The organism is uncultured Pluralibacter sp. (genome assembly GCF_913775985.1).
Classification (GTDB): Bacteria; Pseudomonadota; Gammaproteobacteria; order Enterobacterales; family Enterobacteriaceae; genus Pluralibacter.
The window spans coordinates 314,325-337,217 of the sequence record NZ_CAJYMB010000147.1; the positions used below are offsets into that span (position 1 = coordinate 314,325).

Annotated in this window: 15 protein-coding genes and 1 pseudogene; 8 read left to right on the forward strand and 8 right to left on the reverse strand. The window is 51.7% G+C overall.

Going from position 1 to position 22,893, the window contains the following annotated elements; all coding sequences use genetic code 11:
* Nucleotides 1-22: 22 nt before the first annotated feature.
* A pseudogene (locus tag QZ766_RS18915) lies at nt 23-310 on the reverse strand (LysE family transporter); the annotation flags it as partial.
* Between the two features lie 724 nt (nt 311-1,034).
* Between QZ766_RS18915 and QZ766_RS18920 the strand changes: the two are divergent.
* Entirely contained in the window at nt 1,035-2,144 is a 1,110-nt protein-coding gene (locus tag QZ766_RS18920) for a porin (protein ID WP_297205903.1), read from the forward strand.
* Between the two features lie 50 nt (nt 2,145-2,194).
* Here QZ766_RS18920 and QZ766_RS18925 read toward each other — a convergent pair whose 3' ends face one another.
* The 7 genes from QZ766_RS18925 to QZ766_RS18955 all read right to left on the reverse strand — a co-directional run bounded on the left by QZ766_RS18925 (nt 2,195) and on the right by QZ766_RS18955 (nt 13,811).
* A complete protein-coding gene (locus tag QZ766_RS18925) occupies nt 2,195-2,740 on the reverse strand; it encodes a YfaZ family outer membrane protein (protein WP_297205905.1) in 546 nt (181 codons plus the stop codon).
* Between the two features lie 152 nt (nt 2,741-2,892).
* Complete coding sequence (locus QZ766_RS18930; protein WP_297205906.1) at nt 2,893-6,156, reverse strand: HsdR family type I site-specific deoxyribonuclease; 3,264 nt, start codon at nt 6,154-6,156, stop codon at nt 2,893-2,895.
* 94 nt (nt 6,157-6,250) lie between these two features.
* Nucleotides 6,251-7,567 (reverse strand): restriction endonuclease subunit S, encoded by a 1,317-nt coding sequence (locus QZ766_RS18935; protein ID WP_297205909.1) that lies wholly within the window; start codon nt 7,565-7,567, stop codon nt 6,251-6,253.
* Complete coding sequence (locus QZ766_RS18940; protein WP_297205911.1) at nt 7,557-9,176, reverse strand: class I SAM-dependent DNA methyltransferase; 1,620 nt, start codon at nt 9,174-9,176, stop codon at nt 7,557-7,559. Before QZ766_RS18940 ends, QZ766_RS18935 begins: the two co-directional genes overlap by 11 nt.
* 62 nt (nt 9,177-9,238) lie before the next feature.
* On the reverse strand, nt 9,239-10,405 hold the full coding sequence (locus QZ766_RS18945) for a restriction endonuclease (protein ID WP_297205913.1): 1,167 nt from the start codon (nt 10,403-10,405) through the stop codon (nt 9,239-9,241).
* A gap of 145 nt (nt 10,406-10,550) precedes the next feature.
* Nucleotides 10,551-11,513 carry a GTPase gene (gene yjiA / locus QZ766_RS18950; protein ID WP_297205916.1) on the reverse strand — a complete coding sequence of 321 codons (963 nt, stop codon included), beginning with the start codon at nt 11,511-11,513 and terminating at the stop codon, nt 10,551-10,553.
* Nucleotides 11,514-11,660: 147 nt separating this feature from the next.
* Entirely contained in the window at nt 11,661-13,811 is a 2,151-nt protein-coding gene (locus QZ766_RS18955) for a carbon starvation CstA family protein (RefSeq protein WP_297205918.1), read from the reverse strand.
* A 304-nt stretch (nt 13,812-14,115) separates the two neighbouring features.
* Here QZ766_RS18955 and tsr point away from each other — a divergent pair, with 304 nt between their 5' ends.
* The 7 genes from tsr (at nt 14,116) to QZ766_RS18990 (ending at nt 22,846) form a co-directional block, all read left to right on the forward strand.
* On the forward strand, nt 14,116-15,780 hold the full coding sequence (tsr, locus tag QZ766_RS18960) for a methyl-accepting chemotaxis protein (RefSeq protein WP_297205920.1): 1,665 nt from the start codon (nt 14,116-14,118) through the stop codon (nt 15,778-15,780).
* A gap of 190 nt (nt 15,781-15,970) precedes the next feature.
* Nucleotides 15,971-16,444: a hypothetical protein gene (locus tag QZ766_RS18965; RefSeq protein WP_297205921.1), complete on the forward strand. Its 474-nt coding sequence runs from the start codon at nt 15,971-15,973 to the stop codon at nt 16,442-16,444.
* Nucleotides 16,445-17,202: 758 nt separating this feature from the next.
* Nucleotides 17,203-18,018: a hypothetical protein gene (locus QZ766_RS18970; RefSeq protein ID WP_297205923.1), complete on the forward strand. Its 816-nt coding sequence runs from the start codon at nt 17,203-17,205 to the stop codon at nt 18,016-18,018.
* Nucleotides 18,018-18,491 carry a hypothetical protein gene (locus QZ766_RS18975; RefSeq protein ID WP_297205925.1) on the forward strand — a complete coding sequence of 158 codons (474 nt, stop codon included), beginning with the start codon at nt 18,018-18,020 and terminating at the stop codon, nt 18,489-18,491. The genes QZ766_RS18970 and QZ766_RS18975 overlap by 1 nt, the downstream gene beginning before the upstream one ends.
* A gap of 331 nt (nt 18,492-18,822) precedes the next feature.
* Complete coding sequence (locus QZ766_RS18980; RefSeq protein ID WP_297205928.1) at nt 18,823-19,539, forward strand: fimbrial protein; 717 nt, start codon at nt 18,823-18,825, stop codon at nt 19,537-19,539.
* Nucleotides 19,540-19,579: 40 nt separating this feature from the next.
* Nucleotides 19,580-20,086: a CS1 type fimbrial major subunit gene (locus QZ766_RS18985; RefSeq protein ID WP_297205931.1), complete on the forward strand. Its 507-nt coding sequence runs from the start codon at nt 19,580-19,582 to the stop codon at nt 20,084-20,086.
* Nucleotides 20,087-20,143: 57 nt separating this feature from the next.
* The gene (locus QZ766_RS18990; protein WP_297205933.1) at nt 20,144-22,846 is read left to right on the forward strand and encodes a TcfC E-set like domain-containing protein; all 2,703 of its coding nucleotides are present in this window, start codon (nt 20,144-20,146) and stop codon (nt 22,844-22,846) included.
* The last annotated feature ends 47 nt before the right edge of the window (nt 22,847-22,893 follow it).

A 22,893-nucleotide genomic window follows, 5' to 3' on the forward strand; every position in this document is an offset into this window, starting at 1 on the left:
TTCGCGTCTGCGGAGGGGCACTTCAAATCAGCATATGCACCATGATCCCCACCCCAAACGCAATCAGTACAGCACCCGCTAAGCGCTCAACGACGAACAGATACTGATTTAGCGTCCGCTGCACCCGCGAATACCCCAGCAGCGCCGCAACCGCCAGATCCCACATCAGAACCGCCGCTACCATCCACGCGCCGCAGGCCGTCTGCTGAAGTAGAGTAACGCCTGGCCCAAGCAGGGCAGTCATTAACGACAAATAAAACAGCGCGTTTTTAGGATTGAGCGCGGCGGACCCGAATCCCAGCAGCAGCTGGCTGTCGGATAAAATGCTGGCAAATATCCCGCGGCAGGAGCCTTTTTGTGCGCTTTTTCACCTCTGAACGCTCCGTTTTCGACATTGGTTTCCTCTCACTGCCGGGGTTTACATAACAGGGGATATTACACACGGCCCCGAGGGTTAAAAAAGATAAATTTAACATTTCCCATTTACCGGCACTTTCGCCACTTCAATAACCTGTTGAATCATTTCCTTTAATAAATAGCGGGGAAATCGCCTGACAACCTTTGCGGCTATCATTGTTTTTACATCATGTTATAAATGCGCTAAATAAACGCTAAGAAGAGTTATCTTAATACTTTCTTGCAATCTGCAATTAAATGAGATGATTAAGCGCGGATTGCTCCGCAGAAGTGGCGTAACTTGCTTATTTTAAAAGGAATAAACTGGAGGTAATACCCGTGGTTAATTACGATTTTCAATCGCGATAACCTGCTGCAGTGATGCTTTTTGTATTGAATAAGGCCTACAGGATAAGTGCAGGTTATTATTTTATTCTGTTATACTCGTCACGAATTTATTAATTTTTTTTATACCCTCATACTTCACGCTGTTTGCGTATTGGCTGCGGATGCATACTTCCGCCAGTAAGCATCTCAGGATTTACTCACTTGCCGCCAGCGAGCAGCGCGAATTATTTAGGGTACCTAATCTGGAGTCTATTTTGCGCCGTCTAAAACTCACTTCAGGCCCGGTATTATTGAGTGCCGCAATAGTCGCAGCACTTTCGCTTCCCGCGCGGGCTGAAATTACCGTACTGGATAAAAACAGTTTCAATAACTGGCTGCTGGATCCGCTGAGCCTTCAGGTTGGCGGCAGCATCCGTCCCGAATTTATCTGGAACAACGGCCCGGAGCCTGGCTATGACAAAAACGGCCACGACGGCGGAACCCGTTTTCGCTTCACCTCCGACTATTCGCTGACGCCGCACACGTCGGTGGTGGGCTACTACGAATGGGGCGTGGACATTGCGCACGTGCTGGGCATGGACAGCCACTACGATCACGACAGCCCGAAGGATATCCAGCGCCAGCTGTACGGCGGTATTAAAGACGACCGCTACGGGACGCTGACCTACGGCCACCAGTACGGCGCCTACTACGATGCGATCGGGGTGAAAAGCGACGTCTGGGATAACGATGGCCACGCCAGCGCCAACTGGATCGGCGTCGGTGGCGATTACGACGGCGGCGAGCGTCCGAAGAACACCCTCAAGTACACCAACACCTTTGGCGATCTGACGCTGTATGCGGACTATCTGCTGCCTGAGGATGAGAAGTGGATGGGCGATGACATGTACTATCGCCGCAATCACGGGGGCGGGATCGGCGCGGATTACCAGCTGCAGAAAGACTTAACCGTCAGCGCGGCGTGGAACCAGACCAAGGCCACCATCAAAAACAGCGTTGGCGACAGCAAAGGCTACACCCAGCAGTATTCCGGCGCGGCCGTCACCTGGCAGCCGGACAACTGGTATCTGGTGGGCACCGCGACCTGGTATAAGCACTATGTGCCGACCACCCGCACCGCCACCGTTAACCGCTACTTCTCCGGGGACGGCTACGGTCTGGAAAGTTTCGCGGGCTACACCTTCCAGATTAACAAACCGCTGCTGCACTCTATCCAGCCTTATGTTGGCGCGGATACCCTGCGCCTGAAGGGCGACGAGGATTATCACGCTAACCACGTTTATCTCGGGATGTACACGCAGATTGCTTACGGCTTCTCGTTCTATCTGGAACGCACGCTGGCCGCCAGCACCGACCACGAAGACGACACTACCTGGCTCAGCATTTACTACGATTTCTGATGCGTAAGCCTGCGCCGCCGGGGCTGTTAACCGGCGGCGCGCTCAGGCAATCAGAACGTAATGCCGCCGCCCACGTAGGCGCCGTCGATCAGAGTGTGGTTCGGACGACCGTTTTTGCCGTCAACGCTGACGTGGCGGTAGCCGGCTTTCAGCGTCAGCGGAGTGAACGGAGTCCAGCTTACGCCGCCGTTAGCTTCAACGTAGTTTTTCACGCTGTTGTTCATGCCTTCCGCCGCGGTGTAGCCTTCGCCGAACAGGTTGATGCTGTCGGTCAGCGCGTAGCTCACGCCGCCGCCAACCGGGAACGCGACGCCGTTATCGCCTTTTTTCGGTCCCAGATAGAGCGCTTTCGCCCCTACGTTGACCATCAGCGGACCCAGGCCCAGGTTGTAGCCCGCGCCCACGCCGCCGGTCTGGGTGCCGTCGTCGGTATTTTTGAGCCAGCTGCTTTCGAGATAGATGCCGGAGGAGGATTTACCCATCTCCAGATCGAAGTTAGAGAAGTTTTTGCTTTGCTCAACGGTAAAACCCATTGCCATGGCGGAGCCGGAAGTGACGGTCAGCAGGGCAACAAGCAGAAGATTGCGTTTTTTCACGGTAATGCCTTGTTATCAGAAATAAATCGGCGCCACCTTAACAAGGGCACTTTCTGACTGCAAGCGTGAGATGTGTCACATTTTATATCTGTACAACAGTACTGAATTGCGGAAGCTACCCGGTAGCCGGAACGTTACCGGGTAAGCCCTGCTTAATGCAGGGTATTGATATGGTTTTGTTTGAAATTCTCCGCCTGTGCCAGCACACCCATGTAAACATCATCATTGGCTACCGGCGGGAACTTGTGTTTATGCAGCAGCAGGATCAGCTCCACCTTCAGCTTCGCCTTGATATCATCGCGCTTGCTCCAGTCCGGATACTTCGACGTGTTATCGACTACCGCCTTCATCTCTTTCGCCAGCGCCAGCATCTTGTCATCTTCATAGGTGAACTGATACTTATCGCGCATATGCGCCAGAATGTCGTAAAAGGCTTTCTCTTCTATATCGATTCCCATCTCTGCCCAGGTACCCATTTCAGTTTTGATATCGTAGATAATATCGGTCATCTCTTGGCTGAAATGATCGAACTCCTCGCCGTTGAGGACGTCATCCTCCCGGCGCTCGTTATATTTATCCATAATGGACTGGAAACGACGGGTGAAGTTAATCCCCTGTAACTGGTTGACCTTTTTAAAGTCGCTGATGGCTTTTTCCAGCAGCTTTTGCAGCAGCTGGATTTTTGTCGCCGGCAGTTTGATCTTATTAATGCGCGCCAGATAGTCGTCATCAAAAATATCGATCGACTCCGCTTTCTTGTCGCCGAGGAAAAATAGCTCTTCCACGCCGTCGGCTTTCAGCGCCTCGGCGATCATCTCGCGCACGCGGGCGTTCATCTGCGTGACGTCCGGCGCATCGCCTTTGGTCAGCTTGAAGACAATAGAGCGCACAGCAATATAAAAATGGATATGGTCGCGCTCGGCCTGCGACAGCGCCTCGCTGCCGCAGCAAACGTCATACGCCGCTTTCAGACGCTTCACCAGCCCCATAAAGCGGCGCTCTGTTTTCTGAGTGCGCATGACGAATTCTGCTGCAAAGTTCAGGCAGGCCAGCTGCGCCTGCGGCTCGCCGCTGAAATAGGGGCGGCTATCGAAATCGTGGAACACCTGCGCCAGCAGTTCGAGGTGGTTTTTCACTTCAATCACCGACTGCTGAATATCTTCAAAGTTGGTGGCATCAATGCGCGAATACATCGCCAGCGCTTGGTTCATCTGGCGCTTAATGCCGATATAGTCGACAACCAGCCCTTTGCTTTTGCCTTCCAGCTTGCGATTAACGCGGGAGATGGTCTGGATCAGGTTATGCTTTTGCAGCGGCTTGTCGATATAGATGGTGTCCAGCTCCGGCACGTCAAAACCGGTCAGCCACATATCCACCACGATGGCGATTTTGAAATTTGATTTTGCGTTTTTGAACTGTTTATCCAGCTCTTTACGGTACTCTTTACTGCCCAGCAGTTCGTATAGTTTGTCGTCATCGTCCTTACCGCGCGTCATCACCATCTTCACCATTTCGGACGGCGGCAGCTCTTTCTGCTCCTGCTCGGTCAGCTCGACGCCATCCGGGACCTGTTTCACTTCAAACCATGCCGGACGGAAGTCTTTCAGCTGACGATAGAAATCCCATGCTATCTCCCGGCTGGCGCAGACAAACATCGCTTTGCCTTTCACCGTTGAGCCTTCTTCCACGCGGTCTTCATAGTGCTTTGCGAAGTCTTCTGCCAGCGCCTCCAGGCGATCCTCATCGCCAAGAATAGCGTTCATCGTTGCACTGGCTTTTTTGCTCTCGTCGATTTGCCACTCGTTGGTGCCGGCGTCAGCGCACTCAGCGTAGTACTTTTCCACTTCTTCCAGCTTACCTGCATCGAGGATGACCTTCGCGGCGCGGCCTTCGTAGACGATGCGTACCGTGATCTCATCCTGCACGGATTCGGTCATGGTGTAGCTGTCGACGATGTTGCCAAAGACTTCCATCGTGGCGTCGATAGGGGTGCCGGTAAAACCCACGTAGGTGGCCTGAGGCAGCGAGTCGTGCAGATATTTGGCGAAACCGTAAGTTTTGCGCACCTTGCCGTTTTGTTTATCAACGATCACTTTCTGATCGAGGTTGACCTGGCTGCGGTGTGCTTCGTCGGAAATACAGATGATATTGCCGCGCCCGGAAAGCAGTTCGGTGTCTTCGGTAAACTTATGGATAGTGGTCAGGAAGACACCGCCGCTGTTGCGACCGGCCAGTTTTTCCCGCAGATCCTCGCGGCTGGTAACGGGTACTACGGTTTCATCGCCGATATAGTTTTTGGCATTGCACATCTGCGCTGAGAGCTGATCGTCCAGGTCGGTGCGATCGGTGATCAGCACGATGGTCGGGCTGGCGAATTCGACGCTTTTCATCAGCAGGCGGGTTAAGAACTGCATGGTGTAGCTCTTGCCGCAGCCAGTCGCGCCAAAGTAGGTGCCGCCCTTGCCGTCGCCGACAGGTTTACGCGCCCGTTCAATGCTGTAATACAGCTTGCGCGCTGCATAATACTGCGGGTAGCGGCAGCAGATTTTCACTTCGTGTTTGGCTTTATCCGGGAAGCAGATAAAGTTTTTAATCACGTCCAGCAGCCGGATCGGATGGAACAGTCCCTGAATCATTGAGTGCAGGGAAGGGATGCCGTCCTGCTCGCGATTTTCATTACCGGTGATTTTGCGCCAGGAGTAGAAATATTCGTACGGCGCAAACAGATTGCCCATGCGGTTATTGACGCCATCGCTGATAATGCACAGCGCGTTATAGACAAACAGCTGCGGAATATCGCGGCGGTAGCGGGTGCAGAGCTGCTTATACGCATCGCCAATATTGGCTTCCTGCTCGCGCACCGCGCTTTTAAACTCAAATACCACCAGCGGCAGGCCGTTGATATACAGGATGGCATCCGGAATGCGCGGCTGGTTTTCTTTGCCGGTAATGGTCAGCTGATTGACAATTTTCATCCGGTTTAGCGGCGGGATAGAGTAGCCTGCCGGTGTTTCCGCAGCCCGCTGCAGCGGTATTTCTTCGCTGTCAAACAGTTCACGCAGCGCGGCGGGCAGGTGGCGGGTATCGAGCAGTTCGATATAGAGATCTTTCTGCTGGCGATCGTCGCGTTTAAACAGGAAGCCGTTGGCCAGCCAGGTGCAGAAGGTTTTATTACTTTCATAGAGATCGGAGGCGGGCAGGGTGGTGAACTGCTTGATCAGCCGCTGGAGCTCTTCTTCAGTGATGCCGTCGGCCTGGTAGCGGGCTGCGAGATAATGGCGAAGATCCTCTTCGATAATCACCTGCTCAAAACTCGAACGCGGCATATTATCGCCGATCAGGTGCTGATAGCCCTGCTCTTGTAATAGCTCAATTATCGCCTGTTCTAACTTCGCTTCACTGAATGAGAGGTGCATATCCCGCTCCGGCCCTGGCTGAGTTTCTGGTAAGGGTTCCTGTAATAAGATAAACCTTACCAGAAAGCCCCTGGTTTGACAGGGGCAAGATGCGTTATGCGGGTTCGGTTTGGTTGACTAAGTTTGGCAGATCCTCCAGTGACAGCTCGCCGGAGATGAGTTTGGGGAGCAGGGTGTCGCGGAGGTTGGTTAATGCAATCTTTTGATAATTATTATTCAGTATTTTTGAAAAATAATTTTTAACAAGCAAAGAATAAATATTTGTTAATTCTTCATTGCAAAAAGGAACTTTAATATTCTTGAATGTATCTCTTGTTATTGTGTTGAAAACTGAGCCGTGTCCCATTTGTTGAAGAGTCTGGACTGCATTTTTTAATTGGAAGTAAACGTATTCATCAGAAATATTATTTTTACCGATAACACCATAGCATGACTGATTCATTGCCATCGGTACAGCAACCATAGCGCATTTCCCTACAGTTCCTCTGGCGCTGATTATTGTTGTTCCTTTTTTTAATAACTTTGCTGAGGAATTATTGAGCCCTTCAGTAGTAATGTTTTTTTCTGTAGTTAATACGTATACGTCGGATTCATCAGGTGCATCGACGACAGAGAACCACGGAATATCTCCATTCCAGTACTCTTCTACAGAAGTTTTAGGTGTGCCACCACCAATTAGTTCTATCAAATCGTTAAAAGATGTTGTTATCCAACCTTTCGGTACCCAGCCCAACTCCATTTCTTTAAATTCAGCCGGGAACAGTGCACGAATATCTGCTGGAAGTGGTTTGAAATCTGCACTATTGCGTACTTTTTGACGCAGTTCGGCACGAGATTGCAGTGCTTCCGGGATTGGGTTTCCCGCATCCAGCGCGTTATCAATCACCGGGTCGAAATCCACAAACCAGGATTTGAACAGGGTTTGGGACATTTGTTCTAGGGTTTGGTTTATGGATGTATTTATTACTATTTTTTTATCGAGATTTCTTAATTTTTCTATTATTGAGTCTTGCACTTCTGGCAAAGGTGCTACTATTTCAATATTCGATAGATCATTTATGGTTATTTGACTTTGAGCAGAACCGCTATCAAGATAACGTAATGTATTTTGTTTAAATTGATAATAAAAATATTCTTTTCTTATTATTTTATCATCCAAATCTATCTTAATGGATAAATTTGTTAAATAGCAATCTTGATTTGCTATTTTTACATCACCAGTTCCGCCGACTCCTCGAGCGACAACAATTAAATCGCCAACTGATAGGTTTTTCTCCGGGTAGTTATCAGTATATTTATACCCGGAAAAAACGACATATTTACCTAAGCCAATAAGTTCTTTTTTTGGCATTTTACCATAAGAAAAAGTTGCTATATCACCTAGACGATATTTTATCCACTTACTCCCCATAACCCAGCGCCTCCAAATTCTGGCGAATTGCATTATCCAGCTCTTCCGCCTGCTTCATCTGCGCAAACAACGTCTGCGACAATTCACGCATTTTGGTTTCAAACGCCACGCCGTCGTCTTCCTGCTCGGCGGCGCCGACGTAGCGGCCCGGCGTCAGCACGTAGTCGTTAGCTTTCATCTCTGCAATGGTTGCAACTTTGCAGAACCCGGCCCGATCGTCGTACTGCGCCAGCCTGCTGTCGCCGCGCTTCACGCGCTCGGCCAGCTCTTGCGGCGTGCTGCGCCAGGCGTGGTAAGTGTCGGCGATGGTGGCGATATCGTCCGAAGTCAGCTCTTTGGTGGTGCGGTTCATCATGGTGCCGAGATTACGCGCGTCGATAAACAGCGTTTCGCCCTGGCGGTTGCGGTAGCCTTTGGCCGGTTCGGCTGCCTTCGACTTGGTCATGAACCACAGGCACACCGGGATCTGCGTGGTGTAGAACAACTGGCCGGGCAGGGCGATCATGCAGTCGATCAGATCGTTTTCGATCATCTGCGCGCGGATCTCGCCTTCGCCGCTGGTGTTGGAGCTCATTGAGCCGTTCGCCAGCACAAAACCGGCGGTGCCGTTGGCCGACAGCTTGGAGAGCATATGCAGGATCCAGCCGTAGTTGGCGTTGCCGGTTGGCGGCGTGCGGTAGCCAGCAAAGCGCGGGTCTTTGGTCAGTTCGGCATCGTTGCGCCAGTCTTTCAGGTTAAACGGTGGGTTCGCCAGGATATAGTCGGCTTTCAGGTCCGGGTGCTGGTCGCTGAAGAAGGTGTCCGCCGGGCGCTCGCCAAGGTTGGCGGAGAGGCCGCGAATGGCAAGGTTCATCTTCGCCAGCTTGTAGGTGGTGGCCGTCAGCTCCTGACCGTACAGGGCGATATCGCGGCTTTTCCCCTGATGGCTTTCAACAAACTTCACCGACTGGACAAACATCCCCGCCGAGCCGCAGCACGGGTCATAAATTTTGCCCTGGAACGGTTCGAGCATTTCGCTCAGCAGCGTCACCACGCATTTTGGCGTATAGAACTCGCCGCCGCCTTTACCTTCGGTGGCGGCAAACTTGCCGAGAAAGTATTCGTACACCCGACCGACAAGGTCTTCTTTCGACAGCGCTTCCACGTCGGTTTCATGGGCCAGCGTTTCAATGTTATCGATGGTATCGATCAGCGACGCCAGCTTCTTGGTTTCCAGATTCTGACGGCTGAAGTAGTTGTCCGGCAGCGCGCCTTTCAGCGTCGGGTTGCGCTTCTCAATGGTGGAGAGCGCGGTATCAATGCGTACGGCAATATCATCCTGCTTGGCGTGCTGCTTGATGAACGACCAGCGCGCCGCTTCCGGCAGGTAGAAGATGTTGTCTTGTTGATAGAAGACTTCCATTTCGAGGAAATCGCCCTGGCCTTCGTCTTTCATCTTCTGGCGGCGGGCTTCAAACTTATCGCTGATAAACTTCAGGAATACCAGGCTTAAAACCACGTGTTTATATTCAGAGGATTCAACGCTGCCGCGAAGCTGATTGGCGGTATCCCATAAGGTCTCTTCAAACCCTTTCTTGGATTTGGTTTTTTTGGCGGGTGCTTTGGCCATGACTCACTCGATTCAGAAAAATTTGGCGCTATTGTAGCGATTATAAGAGCTGATTTCGCCCTTCAATCCATCCCCGGCTCGTCAAACAGATCCAGATCCACATCCAGCAGCTCGACTGCGTTGCTGCGGCGAATACCGACGTTATTCTCAATCAGCAGCTCCACCAGCCGCTCGCCGTCGATAAGCGTGATCGGGGCTGCGCCAGGGAACAGCGCCGCGTCGGCGCAGCTGGTGGCAAATTTACCGGTAGTAATTAAGGTGCCGCGAATGGCTTTGTGGTACGGGAGGGCACCGCGCAGCTGATCAATCAGCGGGCGGGTAACGCTGCTCTGCATCCTTTTGACCTGCACCACCTCGGTAATGGTAGTGATGCCCACCTGCACCCGGCCCACCACATCCACGCCTTTATCGCCGGAGGCTTTAGTGACTTCCACCTGCTCGTAGCCCATTGCTTCCAGCAGCTGGCCCACCAGATGCTCAAACTTATAGGGATTCATGGTGCTGATTTGTTCGCGCAGCAGCTCTTTTTGCTGGTCGTTGTAGCGTTTGACTGCCTCCAGCAGCGCTTTGCGCGGATCGGCTTTGCGCGCGGGCAGGGCTTTGCTAAGCCACTGGCGGCCCGCGTCGGTAATCTGGTAGCTCATGCCTTCGCGCGTCGCCAGCTGACGATCGATCAGGTTATACAGGCGAGCATAGAGTGTGCTTTTTACCGATCCGTCGGCAGAAAATGTTGAAGACTGATGTAAAAATGCCCGCCATTCCGGCAGTAGATCGGCGCGTTTGGCCATCTCACGACCTGCCAGCAGCTCCAGTAGCTGCAACAATCCTTCACGATCGTCGAGCAGGCGTAACACCTTTTCATCACCGTTGAGAAATTGCTGTCCGCGAGCGGTAGCCGTCCAGATGCCGCTATCTGTCGTTTCCATCAACTCAAACAGTGGATTGTTAAGAAACAGATAACAGCCGTAGCTGTGGCGCGGATTAAGAACATGATTGTCGGTTTGCCAGATTTTCTGCGCGATTTCTGCATCTTCACCGCGCAGGCGTTCGTTAATCCAGTGGTCAGGTTCCGACCAGTCCACCGGGTTCTGCGGTGTACCGGTCTGTTCCTGAATGGCGTTGATCATACTGCGTACAGCTTTCAGCGAATGGCCTGAAACCGCTTTTATCATGACGCTGACCTGAGCATAGGTGGGAAAAAGCGGGGTGATAACTTTGAAATTTTTCACGTTGTTCCCTTAACGATAATAAGCGCTTAGAGGGCAATATAATGGCGTCATTCCCGCGAAGATGCCTTTTGTTTTGAGGGGGCTGTATCAAGGGGCACCGTTGCATGAATCAATAGGGTGTCCCTTTTGACCAGGGAAGTTGGCGTTATTCAGTTTTTTTTAACCCCGCAAACGCCGCCCGAATCTCGTCTTCCGGCAGCGCCACGCCGATGAACACCATCACGCTGTGCGGCGTCTCGTCGCCCCAGGGCCGGTCCCAGTCGGCGCTGTACAGGCGCTGCACGCCCTGAAACAGCAGCCGGTTCGGCTCGCCCTCGATCCACAGCATTCCCTTATAGCGCAGCAGCTGCTCGGAGTAGTCCAGCAGCAGGTTTTCCATCACCCGCGATACCGCGCTAATGTCCACCGGATAGTCGAGGTTGACCACGATCGAGGTGATGTCATTTTGCGCGCTGGCCATAAAGTGGAAGCGGGGCTTCGGCTGCACCACCTGCTCTTCGAGCATAAAGCCGCCGGTGTTGAACAGCAGGCTCAGGTCGATATCGCCGTGGGTCACGGTGTACACCGGGGCCCGGGCGTTGATGCGCGCCAGCCGTTCGCGCAGCGCTTCGCTGTCGCCAGCGACGTCGGTTTTGGTCAGCAGGATGCGGTCAGCGTAGCCGACCTGGGACTGGGCGAGAGTGTATTTATCCATCTGCGCATCGGCGTGTACCGCGTCCACCAGCGCCACCACGCCGTCCAGCAGGTAGCGCTCGCAGATAATCTCGTGGGAAAAAAACGTCTGCACGATAGGACCGGGATCGGCCATGCCTGTGCATTCAATAATCAGCCGGTCAAAGGCCAGAGCGCCGCTGTCCAGCCCGTCGAGCAGATCCAGCAGTGCGTCCTCCAGCTCGTTGGAGCGGCTGCAGCAGATGCAGCCGTTGGTCAGGGTTTTTATCTGGGTGGCGCGATCGCCAACCAGCTGGCTATCAATGGACACTTCACCAAACTCATTTTCAATCACGGCAATCTTCAGGCCGTGCTGCGCGTCGAGGATGTGGCGCAGCAGAGTGGTTTTACCCGCGCCGAGAAAGCCGGTGAGTAGGGTGACTGCAATCGGGGTCATGTAGGTCTCCTTAACAACAGCAGCGCATGCCGCCTGGGTTGACGTTACCAGACTACGGCGCCGCCAGAAACAGAAATGCCCGGCAGCATACGGCGCCGGGCACTGTTTTTTGTGACCTGCATCCCATCACGGAGCAGGCGCGTCAGATCAGTGGTGCGAAGAGGTCTTCACGCCGCCTTCCGGTACCGGGACGTAAGGCGTCTCTTTATCGGTGCGCTGCTCTGTATTGCGCACCTTCAGCCAGGTCTTAATGCCGTAGAAGATGATGCTGTAGACCACCACCAGGAACAGGATGCTGAGACCCGCGTTGGTGTAGTTGTTCACCACGATATGGTTCATGTTGGCTATCTGCTGGGCGGTCAGTTCGCCACCGGCCGCAATCTTCTCTTTGTACTGGTTGGCCATAAAGAAGAAGCCTTCCATCTGCGGGTTGGTGCTGAACAGCTTCAGCCCCAGCGCCCAGGAGGTGCACAGCAGTAGCCATGCGGCAGGCAGTACGGTGACCCAGATGTATTTGGTGCGCTTCATCTTCACCAGTACCACGGTGCCGAGCACCAGCGCGACGGCGGCCAGCATCTGGTTAGAGATGCCGAACAGCGGCCACAGGCTCTTCACGCCGCCGAGCGGGTCAACCACGCCCTGATACAGCAGGTAGCCCCACAGGCCGACGCAGCCCGCGGTGCCCAGCACGCCCGCTACCAGCGAGTCGGTTTTCTTCAGGAACGGAATAAAGTTGCCCAGCAGATCCTGCAGCATAAAGCGGCCGGCGCGGGTACCCGCGTCCAGCGCGGTCAGGATAAACAGCGCTTCGAACAGGATCCCGAAGTGGTACCAGAAGCCCATGTCGGCCCACGGCAGCACTTTATGGAACACGTGAGCGATCCCCACCGCCAGGGTCGGCGCGCCGCCCGCGCGGTTGAGCACCGACGGCTCACCGATGTCTTTCGCGGTCTGCATGATCTGCTCGGGAGAGATCACAAAGCCCCAGCTGCTGACCGTGGCCGCCGCGTGGGCGCTGACGTCCTTCAGCTGCGCCATAATCAACGCCGCGTTCTCGCCGCCCATTTCGTGCAGGTTCGGCATGGTGATCCCGAGGCCCGCAGGCGGGGTGTTCATCGCAAAGTAGAGGCCCGGCTCGATGATTGAGGCCGCTACCAGCGCCATAATGGCCACGAAGGACTCCATCAGCATCGCGCCGTAGCCGATAAAGCGGGCGTCGCTCTCATTTGCCAGCAGCTTCGGCGTGGTGCCGGAAGCGATCAGCGCGTGGAAGCCGGAGACCGCGCCGCAGGCGATGGTGATAAACAGGAACGGGAAAAGCGCGCCTTTCCACAGCGGGCCGGTACCGTCGATGTACTGAGTCATCGCCGGCATTTTCAGATCCGGGTTGAGGATCACGATGCCGATGGCCAGCCCGACGATCACGCCGATTTTCAGGAAGGTCGCCAGATAGTCGCGCGGGGCCAGAATCAGCCACACCGGCAGCAGGGCGGAGATAAACGCGTAGCCGATAAGGGTAAAGGTGATGGTAGTGTCTTTAAAGGTCAGCGCCGGGCCCCAGTACGGGTCGTGGGCGATAACGCCGCCGTAGTAGATGGCCGCCACCAGCAGCACGATACCGATAACCGACACTTCCCCGACGCGGCCCGGGCGGATAAAGCGCATGTAGATGCCCATAAACAGGGCAATCGGCACGGTGGAGCAGACGGTAAAGACGCCCCACGGGCTTTCCGCTAGCGCTTTCACCACGATCAGGGCCAGCACCGCCAGAATAATAATCATGATCAGGAAGCAGCCGAACAGGGCGATAGAGCCCGGCACCCGGCCCATCTCCTCTTTGATCATCTCGCCAAGGGACGATCCGTTACGGCGCGAGGAGATAAACAGCACCATAAAGTCCTGCACCGCGCCTGCGAGCACCACGCCCGCCAGCAGCCACAGCGTGCCCGGCAGATAACCCATCTGTGCGGCCAGCACCGGCCCGACCAGCGGGCCTGCCCCGGCGATGGCGGCAAAATGGTGGCCGAACAGCACGTAGCGGTTGGTGGGAACGTAGTTCAGCCCGTCGTTATTGATCACCGCAGGCGTTGCGCGGGTAGGATCGAGCTTCATCACCTTCTGGGCGATGTACAGGCTGTAGTAGCGGTACGCCACCAGATACACCGACACCGAGGCGACGACGATCCACAGGGCGCTGACGTGCTCGCCGCGGCGCAGGGCCACCACCGCCAGGCAGATGGCACCGAGGATGCCAAGTGCGGCCCAGGGAAGGTGCCGGGTTAGTTTTTTCATATCCATAGTGAAAACCTGGGAAGAGAGATTAAAGGGATGTTGCTGAAGATCCTGCCGGGGCAGGGTCTTCGCGCGATGCTGCGCCTATCCTGCCAGACGCGCGCGCGGGAGAAGGGCGGAAAATGGCCGAGCGGTTGTATAGCGGCGCGAGCGGTTTTTTCAGCGGCTAAGCGGTTTTCTTCCTCAAAAACAGCGAGTTAATTGTGATCTCTGTCACGTAACGTCTCCTGGCGCCCGGCAATGTCGAAAGAGGTAAAGTTTTTCCCCGCCGGGCCGACATACCTGTATCTGCTCACAGGAATGAAACGACATGCTTACTCGTATCAAAATCGTCACCGGCCTCGTGCTGGTCTTAGTGCTGTTTGGCCTGCTTCAGGTCGCCTCCGGGGGCCTGTTTTTCCAGGCCCTGAAAAATGACAAAGAAAACTTCAACGTTCAAAGAACCATTCGCCAGCAGCAGTCCACGCTGAACGGCAGCTGGGTGGCGCTGCTACAAACCCGCAACACCCTGAACCGGGCCGGGATCCGCTACATGATGGATCAGAATAATATCGGCAGCGGCCCGACGGTGGCCGAGCTGATGCAAAACGCCGGCGCGTCATTGCAGGAAGCAGAAAAGCGCTGGGCCGACTATCAGGCCCAGCCGCGGGACCCGCGCCAGAGCGAGGGCTCGGCGCTGGAGATCAAGCGCAGCTACGACATTTACCACGGCGCGCTGGCGGAGCTCATCACGCTGCTCAAGGCCGGTAAGATCAACGACTTCTTTGATCAGCCGACCCAGAGCTATCAGGACGGATTTGAGAAAGCCTATGTCAGCTATTTCCAGCAAAACGACGCGCTGTACGAGCAGGCGGTGGAAGACAACCGCAGCTCCTATCGCCAGGCAATCTGGGTTATCGGCGGCGTGCTGATTGCGGTGCTGGCGATTATTTTGCTGGTCTGGATGGGCATCCGCCAGGCAGTGATCCGCCCGCTGCACCGCCTGATGGAGAGCATCAACCATATCGCCGGTGGCGACCTGGTGACGCCGATTGGCATTCACGGCAGCAACGAGATGGGCCAGCTGGCGGACTCGCTGCGCCACATGCAGGGCGAGCTGGCCCGCACGGTTGGCGAAGTGCGCGGCGGCGCGGAGGCGATTTACAGCGGCGCCAGCGAAATCGCGATGGGCAATAACGACCTCTCCTCGCGCACCGAACAACAGGCGGCCTCCCTGGAAGAGACGGCGGCCAGCATGGAGCAGCTCACCGCGACGGTTAAACAAAATGCCGAAAACGCCCGCCAGGCCAGCAATCTGGCTCTCAACGCCTCTGAAACCGCGCAGCGGGGTGGCAAAGTGGTGGATAACGTAGTGCAGACCATGCGCGACATCACTACCAGCTCGCAGAAAATCGCCGACATTATCAGCGTGATCGACGGCATTGCCTTCCAGACCAACATTCTGGCGCTCAACGCCGCAGTGGAAGCGGCGCGCGCCGGCGAGCAGGGCCGCGGCTTTGCGGTGGTGGCGGGAGAAGTGCGCAATCTGGCCCAGCGCAGCGCCCAGGCGGCGAGAGAGATCAAGAGCCTGATTGAGGACTCGGTAAACCGCGTGGGCGTCGGTTCCGCGCTGGTGGAAGGGGCAGGCGAGACGATGGCGGAAATCGTTAACGCCGTCACCCGGGTAACCGACATTATGGGTGAAATCGCCTCGGCCTCGGACGAACAGAGCCGCGGTATCGATCAGGTGGGGCTGGCAGTCGCGGAGATGGATCGCGTCACCCAGCAGAACGCCTCGCTGGTGGAAGAATCGGCAGCTGCGGCCGGCGCGCTGGAAGAGCAGGCGAGCCGCCTGACCCAGGCGGTGGCGGTGTTCCGCATTCAGCAGGCGGCGCAGGCCACACCGCGTCCGGCGCCGGTTAGCGCAGCTGTCGTACCTGTACCGGCGCGCAAACCGGCGATGGCCGACGGCGGCGATAACTGGGAAACGTTTTAAGGGGCTGGCCCGGCGTATGCCGGGCCGCTTATGTGGGTAGATAGTGCTGGATGTGGTTGCTGTGGGTGGTATGACAAATCAGGCCGCCGCCCTGCTGAACAGCCCGGATGGCTCGCGATACTGCAGATGTGCATCGAACCAGTCGTTAAGCTGGCTATCGGCTGTATATTTTTATGAATAGAATCCTGTGATGAAAAAGATTTTTTTGTCTTGCTTCTTATCCATTCTGGCCGCTATCGGTTGGTATAGTTTCAGGGAAATGAATGAGTTTGATAACATTCACTGCTACTCCCAGTTATCTTATGTTTTTTATTCTGATAAAGATAAGGTCCAGAAACACGTAATGAATGCCGGACTTATAATGAACCTCAGCGGCGCAAAAGGCATAATTTCACTATCCGGCAACCTTGATAATCTGTACTCAATCAGAAGAAATGCTGAGTTCACTTATACCGTATCAGATAAAAACTTATTTAGCTTACACACGACAAAAGTTAACCTGTATCCATCCGATAACATCCCGGATGATTTGTCTGCTCGTTATGTATATGGCTATCTCAGTGAGGAAGGCAAAATGCAGGACATCATCATTAAAAGCAACGGTAGTAATGGATATATGATTTCAACCTCCCCAATCCCACAGTTCGTTTGTCGAAAGCTTTAAGGTGTTTAAAGTGATGCTCTTACAGACACCGCATCGACAGTGATCGGGATTGTAGGTATCAAATTGATTTAAATGGTGGTTTTATAAAAATAAGATTAAATGAGGTTATGTTATTTAATTTAATTGTGTAATCCCTCTCCTTACCAATACTCTAAGTGCTCATCCACCAGGGTTCTTTTCTTCACTTGCTGAGGAAAGCGTAATCACATGAAATCCCAATGGATCGATGGTGGTAATGCATTGCTTTGTACATTTAATGTTCGCGATTAAACCATCAGATTAAATCAGCCTGGAAATAGTGAATATGTATATAAGCAACCCCAAAAAACCTTATCATGTTGAAGTTATTTGTCTTTTCGTTTTTTACTGCAAGCACTGACTTGCTGCAATGTATGTATACCGATGGAGGTTTCTATTGTGAATTAGGCAAGCGACAATCGGCTCGCCATTGCAGAAGCGCATCAACGCTTTGACAACAACCCGAGTCCACCGGGGCAAGCCCTGGATTAAGCGGCGCAAGTGCTGATGAGTGCATCAGGTATACTTACGCAGGTCTGGATTAAACGGATACAGGATAAGGCACAACCTCTGTTATAAAAAATAATAGAGCAAGAGTCAGTGGCTTTTATATCTCTGTACCCCCTTTATCAGTACTGCCAGGGCGAACAGCAATCCCGGTAATTTTTATATGCAACCTCAACTGGTTAATATATAATCTTATGAATTTTTATATTATTCTAAGCAAGAGGTTACCACTCATGAGTGACATAATCTTAATCAATAAAAAAATCATATATAACAAAAATACGGCAACATTATTTAACACAGAGACTAAAATATCAACCACTCTGGTAACTCCGGCCAATAATTGCCTGGCAATAATACTCAACAACGGAAATGAAATTACCGAACAAAAAGAGCTATTCTCTAAGGTTTGGGAGGAGTACGGGCTACCAATAAATCAGAATACCTATTATCAAAACATTTCATTGATCCGAAAAGCCTTTCGGCAGATGGATATTGATGAAGCTATTGTCACTATTCCCCGTCGCGGCCTTACTGTTTCTTCATTTATTCAGCTGGAGCCGTATCATGAAAATAACTTTCCAGATGTAAGCAATGGTCAACAGCATCCCACTCAGCATCTCACGGTTGATGAGGGAGTCCGTACCGAACTGCCGGGGATAAAAATCAAAGAACATTCATTATTCAGAGAGGTTTTTCTTGCTCCGGTAAAGGTATTTAATTTCTTAATGCCCATCCTCATTTTTTTTATTACCCTCTGGATAATTAATGTTTTTTTTACTAATAAAAGCGAAATGGAACATTATACTATGAACGGAAAAATCAATGGCTGTAATGTATTTTATAACGAAAAAAGGACAACTCAATCATGGTTATCGATCTCGCGCACTATAGCAAAATTTGGCAGGAGCTGCCATCGTTCTGAAAATGTTTACTTTACCGCAATGCAGGATATCCCACGAGTATCACTAATTTATTGTGCTGGTGATATTCTAAATAAAAAAACACAATGTGCCTCGCAGTATATTTTTATGAATGGAAGCCTGTGATGAAAAAAATTTTTTTGTCTTGCTTCTTATCCATTCTGGCCGCTACCGGTTGGCATAGTTTCAGGGAGATGAATGAGTTTGATAACATTCACTGCTACTCCCAGTTATCTTATGTTTTTTATTCGGATAAAGATAAGGTCCAGAAACACGTAATGAATGCCGGCCTTATAATGGACCTCAGCGGCGGAAAAGGATTAATTTCACTATCCGGCGACCTTGATAATCTGTACTCAATAAGAAGAAATGCTGGATTCACTTATACCGTATCAGATACAAACTTATTTAGCTTACACACGACGAAAGTTAATCTGTATCCATCCGATAACATCCCGGATGATTTGTCTGCTCGTTATGTATATGGCTATCTCAGTGAGGAAGGCAAAACGCAGGACATCATCATTAAAAGAAATGGTAGTAATGGATATATGGTTTCAACATCCCCAATCCCACAGTTTGCTTGCCGAAAGATTTGAGATTTTTAAATTGATGATCTTACAGATAATTCATCAAGAATGCTCTTAACGTAACTCAACTCTTTGATTTTAAATGGAATTGTATAAAAATAAGATTAAATAAGGTTATATTATTTAATTTAATTATGTAATCCATCTCCTTTCCCATACTCTAGGCACTCATCCACCAGGGTTCTTTTCTTAGCTTTCTGAGGGAAGCGTAATTACATGAAATCCCAATAGATAGATGGTGGTAATACATTACTTTGTTCATTTAATGTTCGTGGTTAAACCTTTGGATTAAGTCAGTTTGGCAATTATGTATATAAGCAACCCTAAAAAAAACCTTCTCATGTTGAAGTTGTTTGTCTTTTCGTTTTTTTACTGCAAACATTTACTTGCTGCAATGTATGTATATCCGATGGAGGTTTCTATTGGCGAAAATGGCTCATCCCAAATCAAACTGATTTCTCAGGATGACAGCGTGCAGTTTATCAGAGTCAGTCTCAAGCAGGTACATGATCCTGGTACTAAACAGGAGTATGAAACCGCTATTGATGATGCTGATTCAACAGCGCTAGTTATTACACCTCAAAAAGTAGCGCTTTCATCGGGGAGTGAAAGGATAGTCCGGCTTGTGTCCGTTATTCCACAGGAAAAAGAAACGACCTGGCGCGCCTACTTTGAAAGTGTTAATGAAGATAATTTTATTACTCAGGACATAAAAAGTGGGGATAGTAAAAATGCCGCCAGCATCGGCGTAAACGTTGTATGGGGAGCATTAATACATGTTGCGCCAGAGCATGTTGTTCCGAGCCTAAGATTTAATATGAGGAACGGTATGGTTGAGAATAATGGCACGATTAGGATTCCTGTAAAAGAATTGGGAACGTGCGGACAGGATGGTAAGTGCAAGTGGAAAAAAACAGCAATAACGATTTATCCGGATACAGCAATAAGTATTCCTGGAGTAACTTTTTCATCAGGGCTGTCGTACCGAGTCCGGTACGTTAACTGGCTTTCAAATAAAATGGAAGAAATCCCTTTGCCTGTCAAGAAGGCAAATTAACCCATTCCCATCAGAGGGAATATCATAAAAGGAAGGAAAAATGAAATATCAAGTTAAATTACTCGCGGCAACAAGCATTCTGTTTACCGCATTCAGTACTCTGGCTGTACAAAAAGATATTACCGTTACTGCAGACATTGATTCCAGTGTTGATGTAACGCTGGCTGATGGCTCTCCTCTGCCATCCGCTCTTACCATGCAGTATTTGCCAGGTAAAGGACTTGCTGCCCATAAAGAAAATATCAAGTTCTGGTCAAATACTGAAGATAGAGCCCTGAATGTCAGCCTGGCAAATACCCCTTCGTTGACTGATGCGAATGGTGGCAATGCTATTCCGCTGAGCATATCAGTTAACGGAACAAAACTGTCCACAACAGCCGTAAGCCTGCCTTATGCAAGTACGTTCCCAAGTGGAGTCGCTAACGGCTCATCAACTATGCCACTGGTAATCGCACAGGCCACTCCGGGTGCCATTGCTGCTTCCGGGCGATATACCGGTATTGTCAGCCTTGTGGTAACTCAGGCTACCGGCGGAACAGGCGGTTAAAGGACTGAAATAAAGTGACAGGGCTCCTTGCCCTGTCCTTTTGACGGAATAGCATGGATGAAAACAATCTTTACCTCTCTGGCCATTTTTTCAATTGGTTATTTAGGCGTGTCTGCCAGTAAGGCAGAACAACGTGTACCCCCGGGTTTTGAGGAGCTTGCTCAGGGACAAATCATTCTGACGGACGTCACTCTCTATGGGCACTCATTGGGGGTTTTCCAGAGCCGAGTGGATCTTGAAAGCGTCCAGTTCATGAATCCCGAAGCACTGGCTGCGGTCATTAATAAAATATATCCGGATGCACCCGCTCTGCGGGAATTACTGCACCGCGAGCTTGGAAGGCAGTTTAGCCGTAACGGTAACCTTGCGTGCAGCTCCAGTGGTAATGCGCCCGGGTGTGATTTCCTGACTACAGATACCATCAACATCATCTATGACGAAAACAATGCCAGAGTCATTCTGTTTCTCGGTAGTCGGTATCTGCCTGAAAAAAAACAGAAGGATATTTTCTATGCAACCAGTGCTGATACCCACAATGCGTTAATACATCAGCAAAATATTAACTTCGTGGCTGACAGGAATTATCAGTCAGCTTCCATTCAGGGAAATGGTTCGCTGGGTATTACGGATAGCGGTTACCTTAACCTTGACTGGAACTGGCAGGGACAGCGGTACGGTGCGGAAAGTATACAGAGTGCGATAATTAATAACGGGTATTACCGACAGGATTTCCTGAAAAAAAACTATCTTCAGGCAGGCATTATGGATGCGAGGGATATTTTCAGTAATGCAGGCGGAAATATAAATCTGAGCCAGTTACCGCTGGAGAAAATGCGCGGTGTACGGATGGGGTCGACTCTTGCCTGGGTGGATTCGAGCAGGATTTCCCGGGGTACGCCTGTCAGTGTGTTTCTATCCCGTGATGCCCGGGTGGACGCTTATCGCGGTGAGCAACTACTGGCTTCATTTTACCTGAAAGCAGGAGCGCAGGAGCTGGACTCGCGCGCGTTTCCGACGGGGAGTTATACGCTGACACTGCGTGTATATGAAGATAACCAGCTGGTCAGAACGGAAACGCTACCCTTTACAGGGCTGGGAGGGTCTGGGCTCAACACTCTGCAGTGGTTTATCCAGGCAGGAACACCGGACAGAAAGAATGTTCAGGATACAGAGACGGAGAAGCGGGTAATTCAGGCAGGGATCAGATTGCCCGCCTGGCATAACACCGCACTGACCATGGGCACGGCTTTCTTCAGTACGGCCCGCTACTGGGAAGGTGCCATTGATTGGTCGCATGGATTCGATTCTGGGTGGATAGATGGCCTAATGACCTCACGGGCCAGCTATCTCTACGGAAACGAGGGGTCCAGGGGAAATATACAACAGATTAACTACAACGATGGTTTCTCACTGAGTTTCTATCGCAGTGCGCTGACGGCTGACGGCTGCAACAGCCAGAATGCCCATCGTTACAGCATTAGCGGGTGTTACAAGAGCACAAATGTGATGCTTTCTGTTCCCCTGAGTAACTGGTACGGCACATTGAGTTACGCTCAAAACAGTCACCAGGGCCGCTATGTCTACCGACAGGATCTTAACGATGATGATGATCTCAGCAGGACAGGTTTGCCATGGGAAAAAATTTACCAGACACGCACCCAGAGTCGCACCTGGCAGGCCGGTGTTACCCGTACATTTAATGTCAATGGTATCAACATCAACACCGGCATAAACGCCTTTATGAGACATGAAAGCAACGCCATCAACAACGATAGGGGCTTCTTTGCCAGTCTGTCCCTCTCAGGGAGCCGGCATGAGTCAGGAGGAAAGCAACGTACAGTTTCAGCCGGTACTTCCTGGCAGAGCAGCAGGCGCGGCGAAAATCAGCTTGGATATAACGCCGCCTACAGTCAGTACGGCGACGATAGTGGAGAAAACGAGGTGGGTTTCTCTCTGGATGGAGTGAATACTGACACCATCACGTCCTCAGTTTATGGGCGGGCGGGGGGGCAGTATGGTACCGGCTCCCTGGCAGTCAGTGATGTCCGCCAGCGTGCGGGGAGTACTCATCTGCTGAGCAGCAGCGGTAATTACAGCTCATCAGTAATCATTGACCGTCAGGGTGTTATTCCGGGGCGCTGGGGAGATGGCACTCCCTCATCAGCTGTCACTGTTGACGTCACACAGGCAGATGAGTCTGAGAAGTCAATGATCAGTGTCTCGGTTGACAGTGGCGGCAGGAGCGACGTGCAGGGTAACAGCAGGGCGCTTTTCACAGTGCCGGGCTACCGGGAAACCACATCTGACGTGACGGAGTCACTGACTTCTTCAGGAGGAACTGGCAGCGAAATCAGCAAAGGTACCGGGATCCGAAAAATCTTTATGCCTCCAGGTAAAGTCTTCAGCCGGAAAGTAAATGTCGAGACACGTTACACCTGGCTGGGTCAGTTGCTGGATGAACAACACAGACCGCTTGAAGGGGCAGTTCCCCTGAATGTCATGTCCTGGAGTCCGTTGGGGAGAGGAAACTTCACGCTTGAAACAACAGAGAATATTAAGGCCCTGTATCTTATGAAGGGGAACACCTATTGGCAGTGCATGATGAGGGTTAAGGTTATCAGGGATGTAATTCGTTACGTTGGAACAACGCAATGCCACAACACTGTTCTGGCAAATATTCCGGAGAGGGAGCAAAAGCAGATTGAGCTGATGACTGCAACTTCCGGACGCCAGATAAAACCGACTGCAATGAATGATTAGAATACGCTGTGAGACACATTGAAGTACATGAAAATAAGAAGAGAAGA

What these genes read in the sequence shown, in the direction of transcription:
- QZ766_RS18930 (WP_297205906.1), bottom strand. Translation starts at nt 6,156, where the DNA reads ATGCACCTCTCATTCAGTGAAGCGAAGTTAGAACAGGCGATAATTGAG.
- QZ766_RS18935 (WP_297205909.1), bottom strand. Translation starts at nt 7,567, where the DNA reads ATGGGGAGTAAGTGGATAAAATATCGTCTAGGTGATATAGCAACTTTT.
- QZ766_RS18940 (WP_297205911.1), bottom strand. Translation starts at nt 9,176, where the DNA reads ATGGCCAAAGCACCCGCCAAAAAAACCAAATCCAAGAAAGGGTTTGAA.
- yjiA (WP_297205916.1), bottom strand. Translation starts at nt 11,513, where the DNA reads ATGACCCCGATTGCAGTCACCCTACTCACCGGCTTTCTCGGCGCGGGT.
- QZ766_RS18955 (WP_297205918.1), bottom strand. Translation starts at nt 13,811, where the DNA reads ATGGATATGAAAAAACTAACCCGGCACCTTCCCTGGGCCGCACTTGGC.
- tsr (WP_297205920.1), top strand. Translation starts at nt 14,116, where the DNA reads ATGCTTACTCGTATCAAAATCGTCACCGGCCTCGTGCTGGTCTTAGTG.
- QZ766_RS18965 (WP_297205921.1), top strand. Translation starts at nt 15,971, where the DNA reads ATGAAAAAGATTTTTTTGTCTTGCTTCTTATCCATTCTGGCCGCTATC.
- QZ766_RS18970 (WP_297205923.1), top strand. Translation starts at nt 17,203, where the DNA reads ATGAGTGACATAATCTTAATCAATAAAAAAATCATATATAACAAAAAT.
- QZ766_RS18975 (WP_297205925.1), top strand. Translation starts at nt 18,018, where the DNA reads ATGAAAAAAATTTTTTTGTCTTGCTTCTTATCCATTCTGGCCGCTACC.
- QZ766_RS18980 (WP_297205928.1), top strand. Translation starts at nt 18,823, where the DNA reads ATGTTGAAGTTGTTTGTCTTTTCGTTTTTTTACTGCAAACATTTACTT.
- QZ766_RS18985 (WP_297205931.1), top strand. Translation starts at nt 19,580, where the DNA reads ATGAAATATCAAGTTAAATTACTCGCGGCAACAAGCATTCTGTTTACC.
- QZ766_RS18990 (WP_297205933.1), top strand. Translation starts at nt 20,144, where the DNA reads ATGAAAACAATCTTTACCTCTCTGGCCATTTTTTCAATTGGTTATTTA.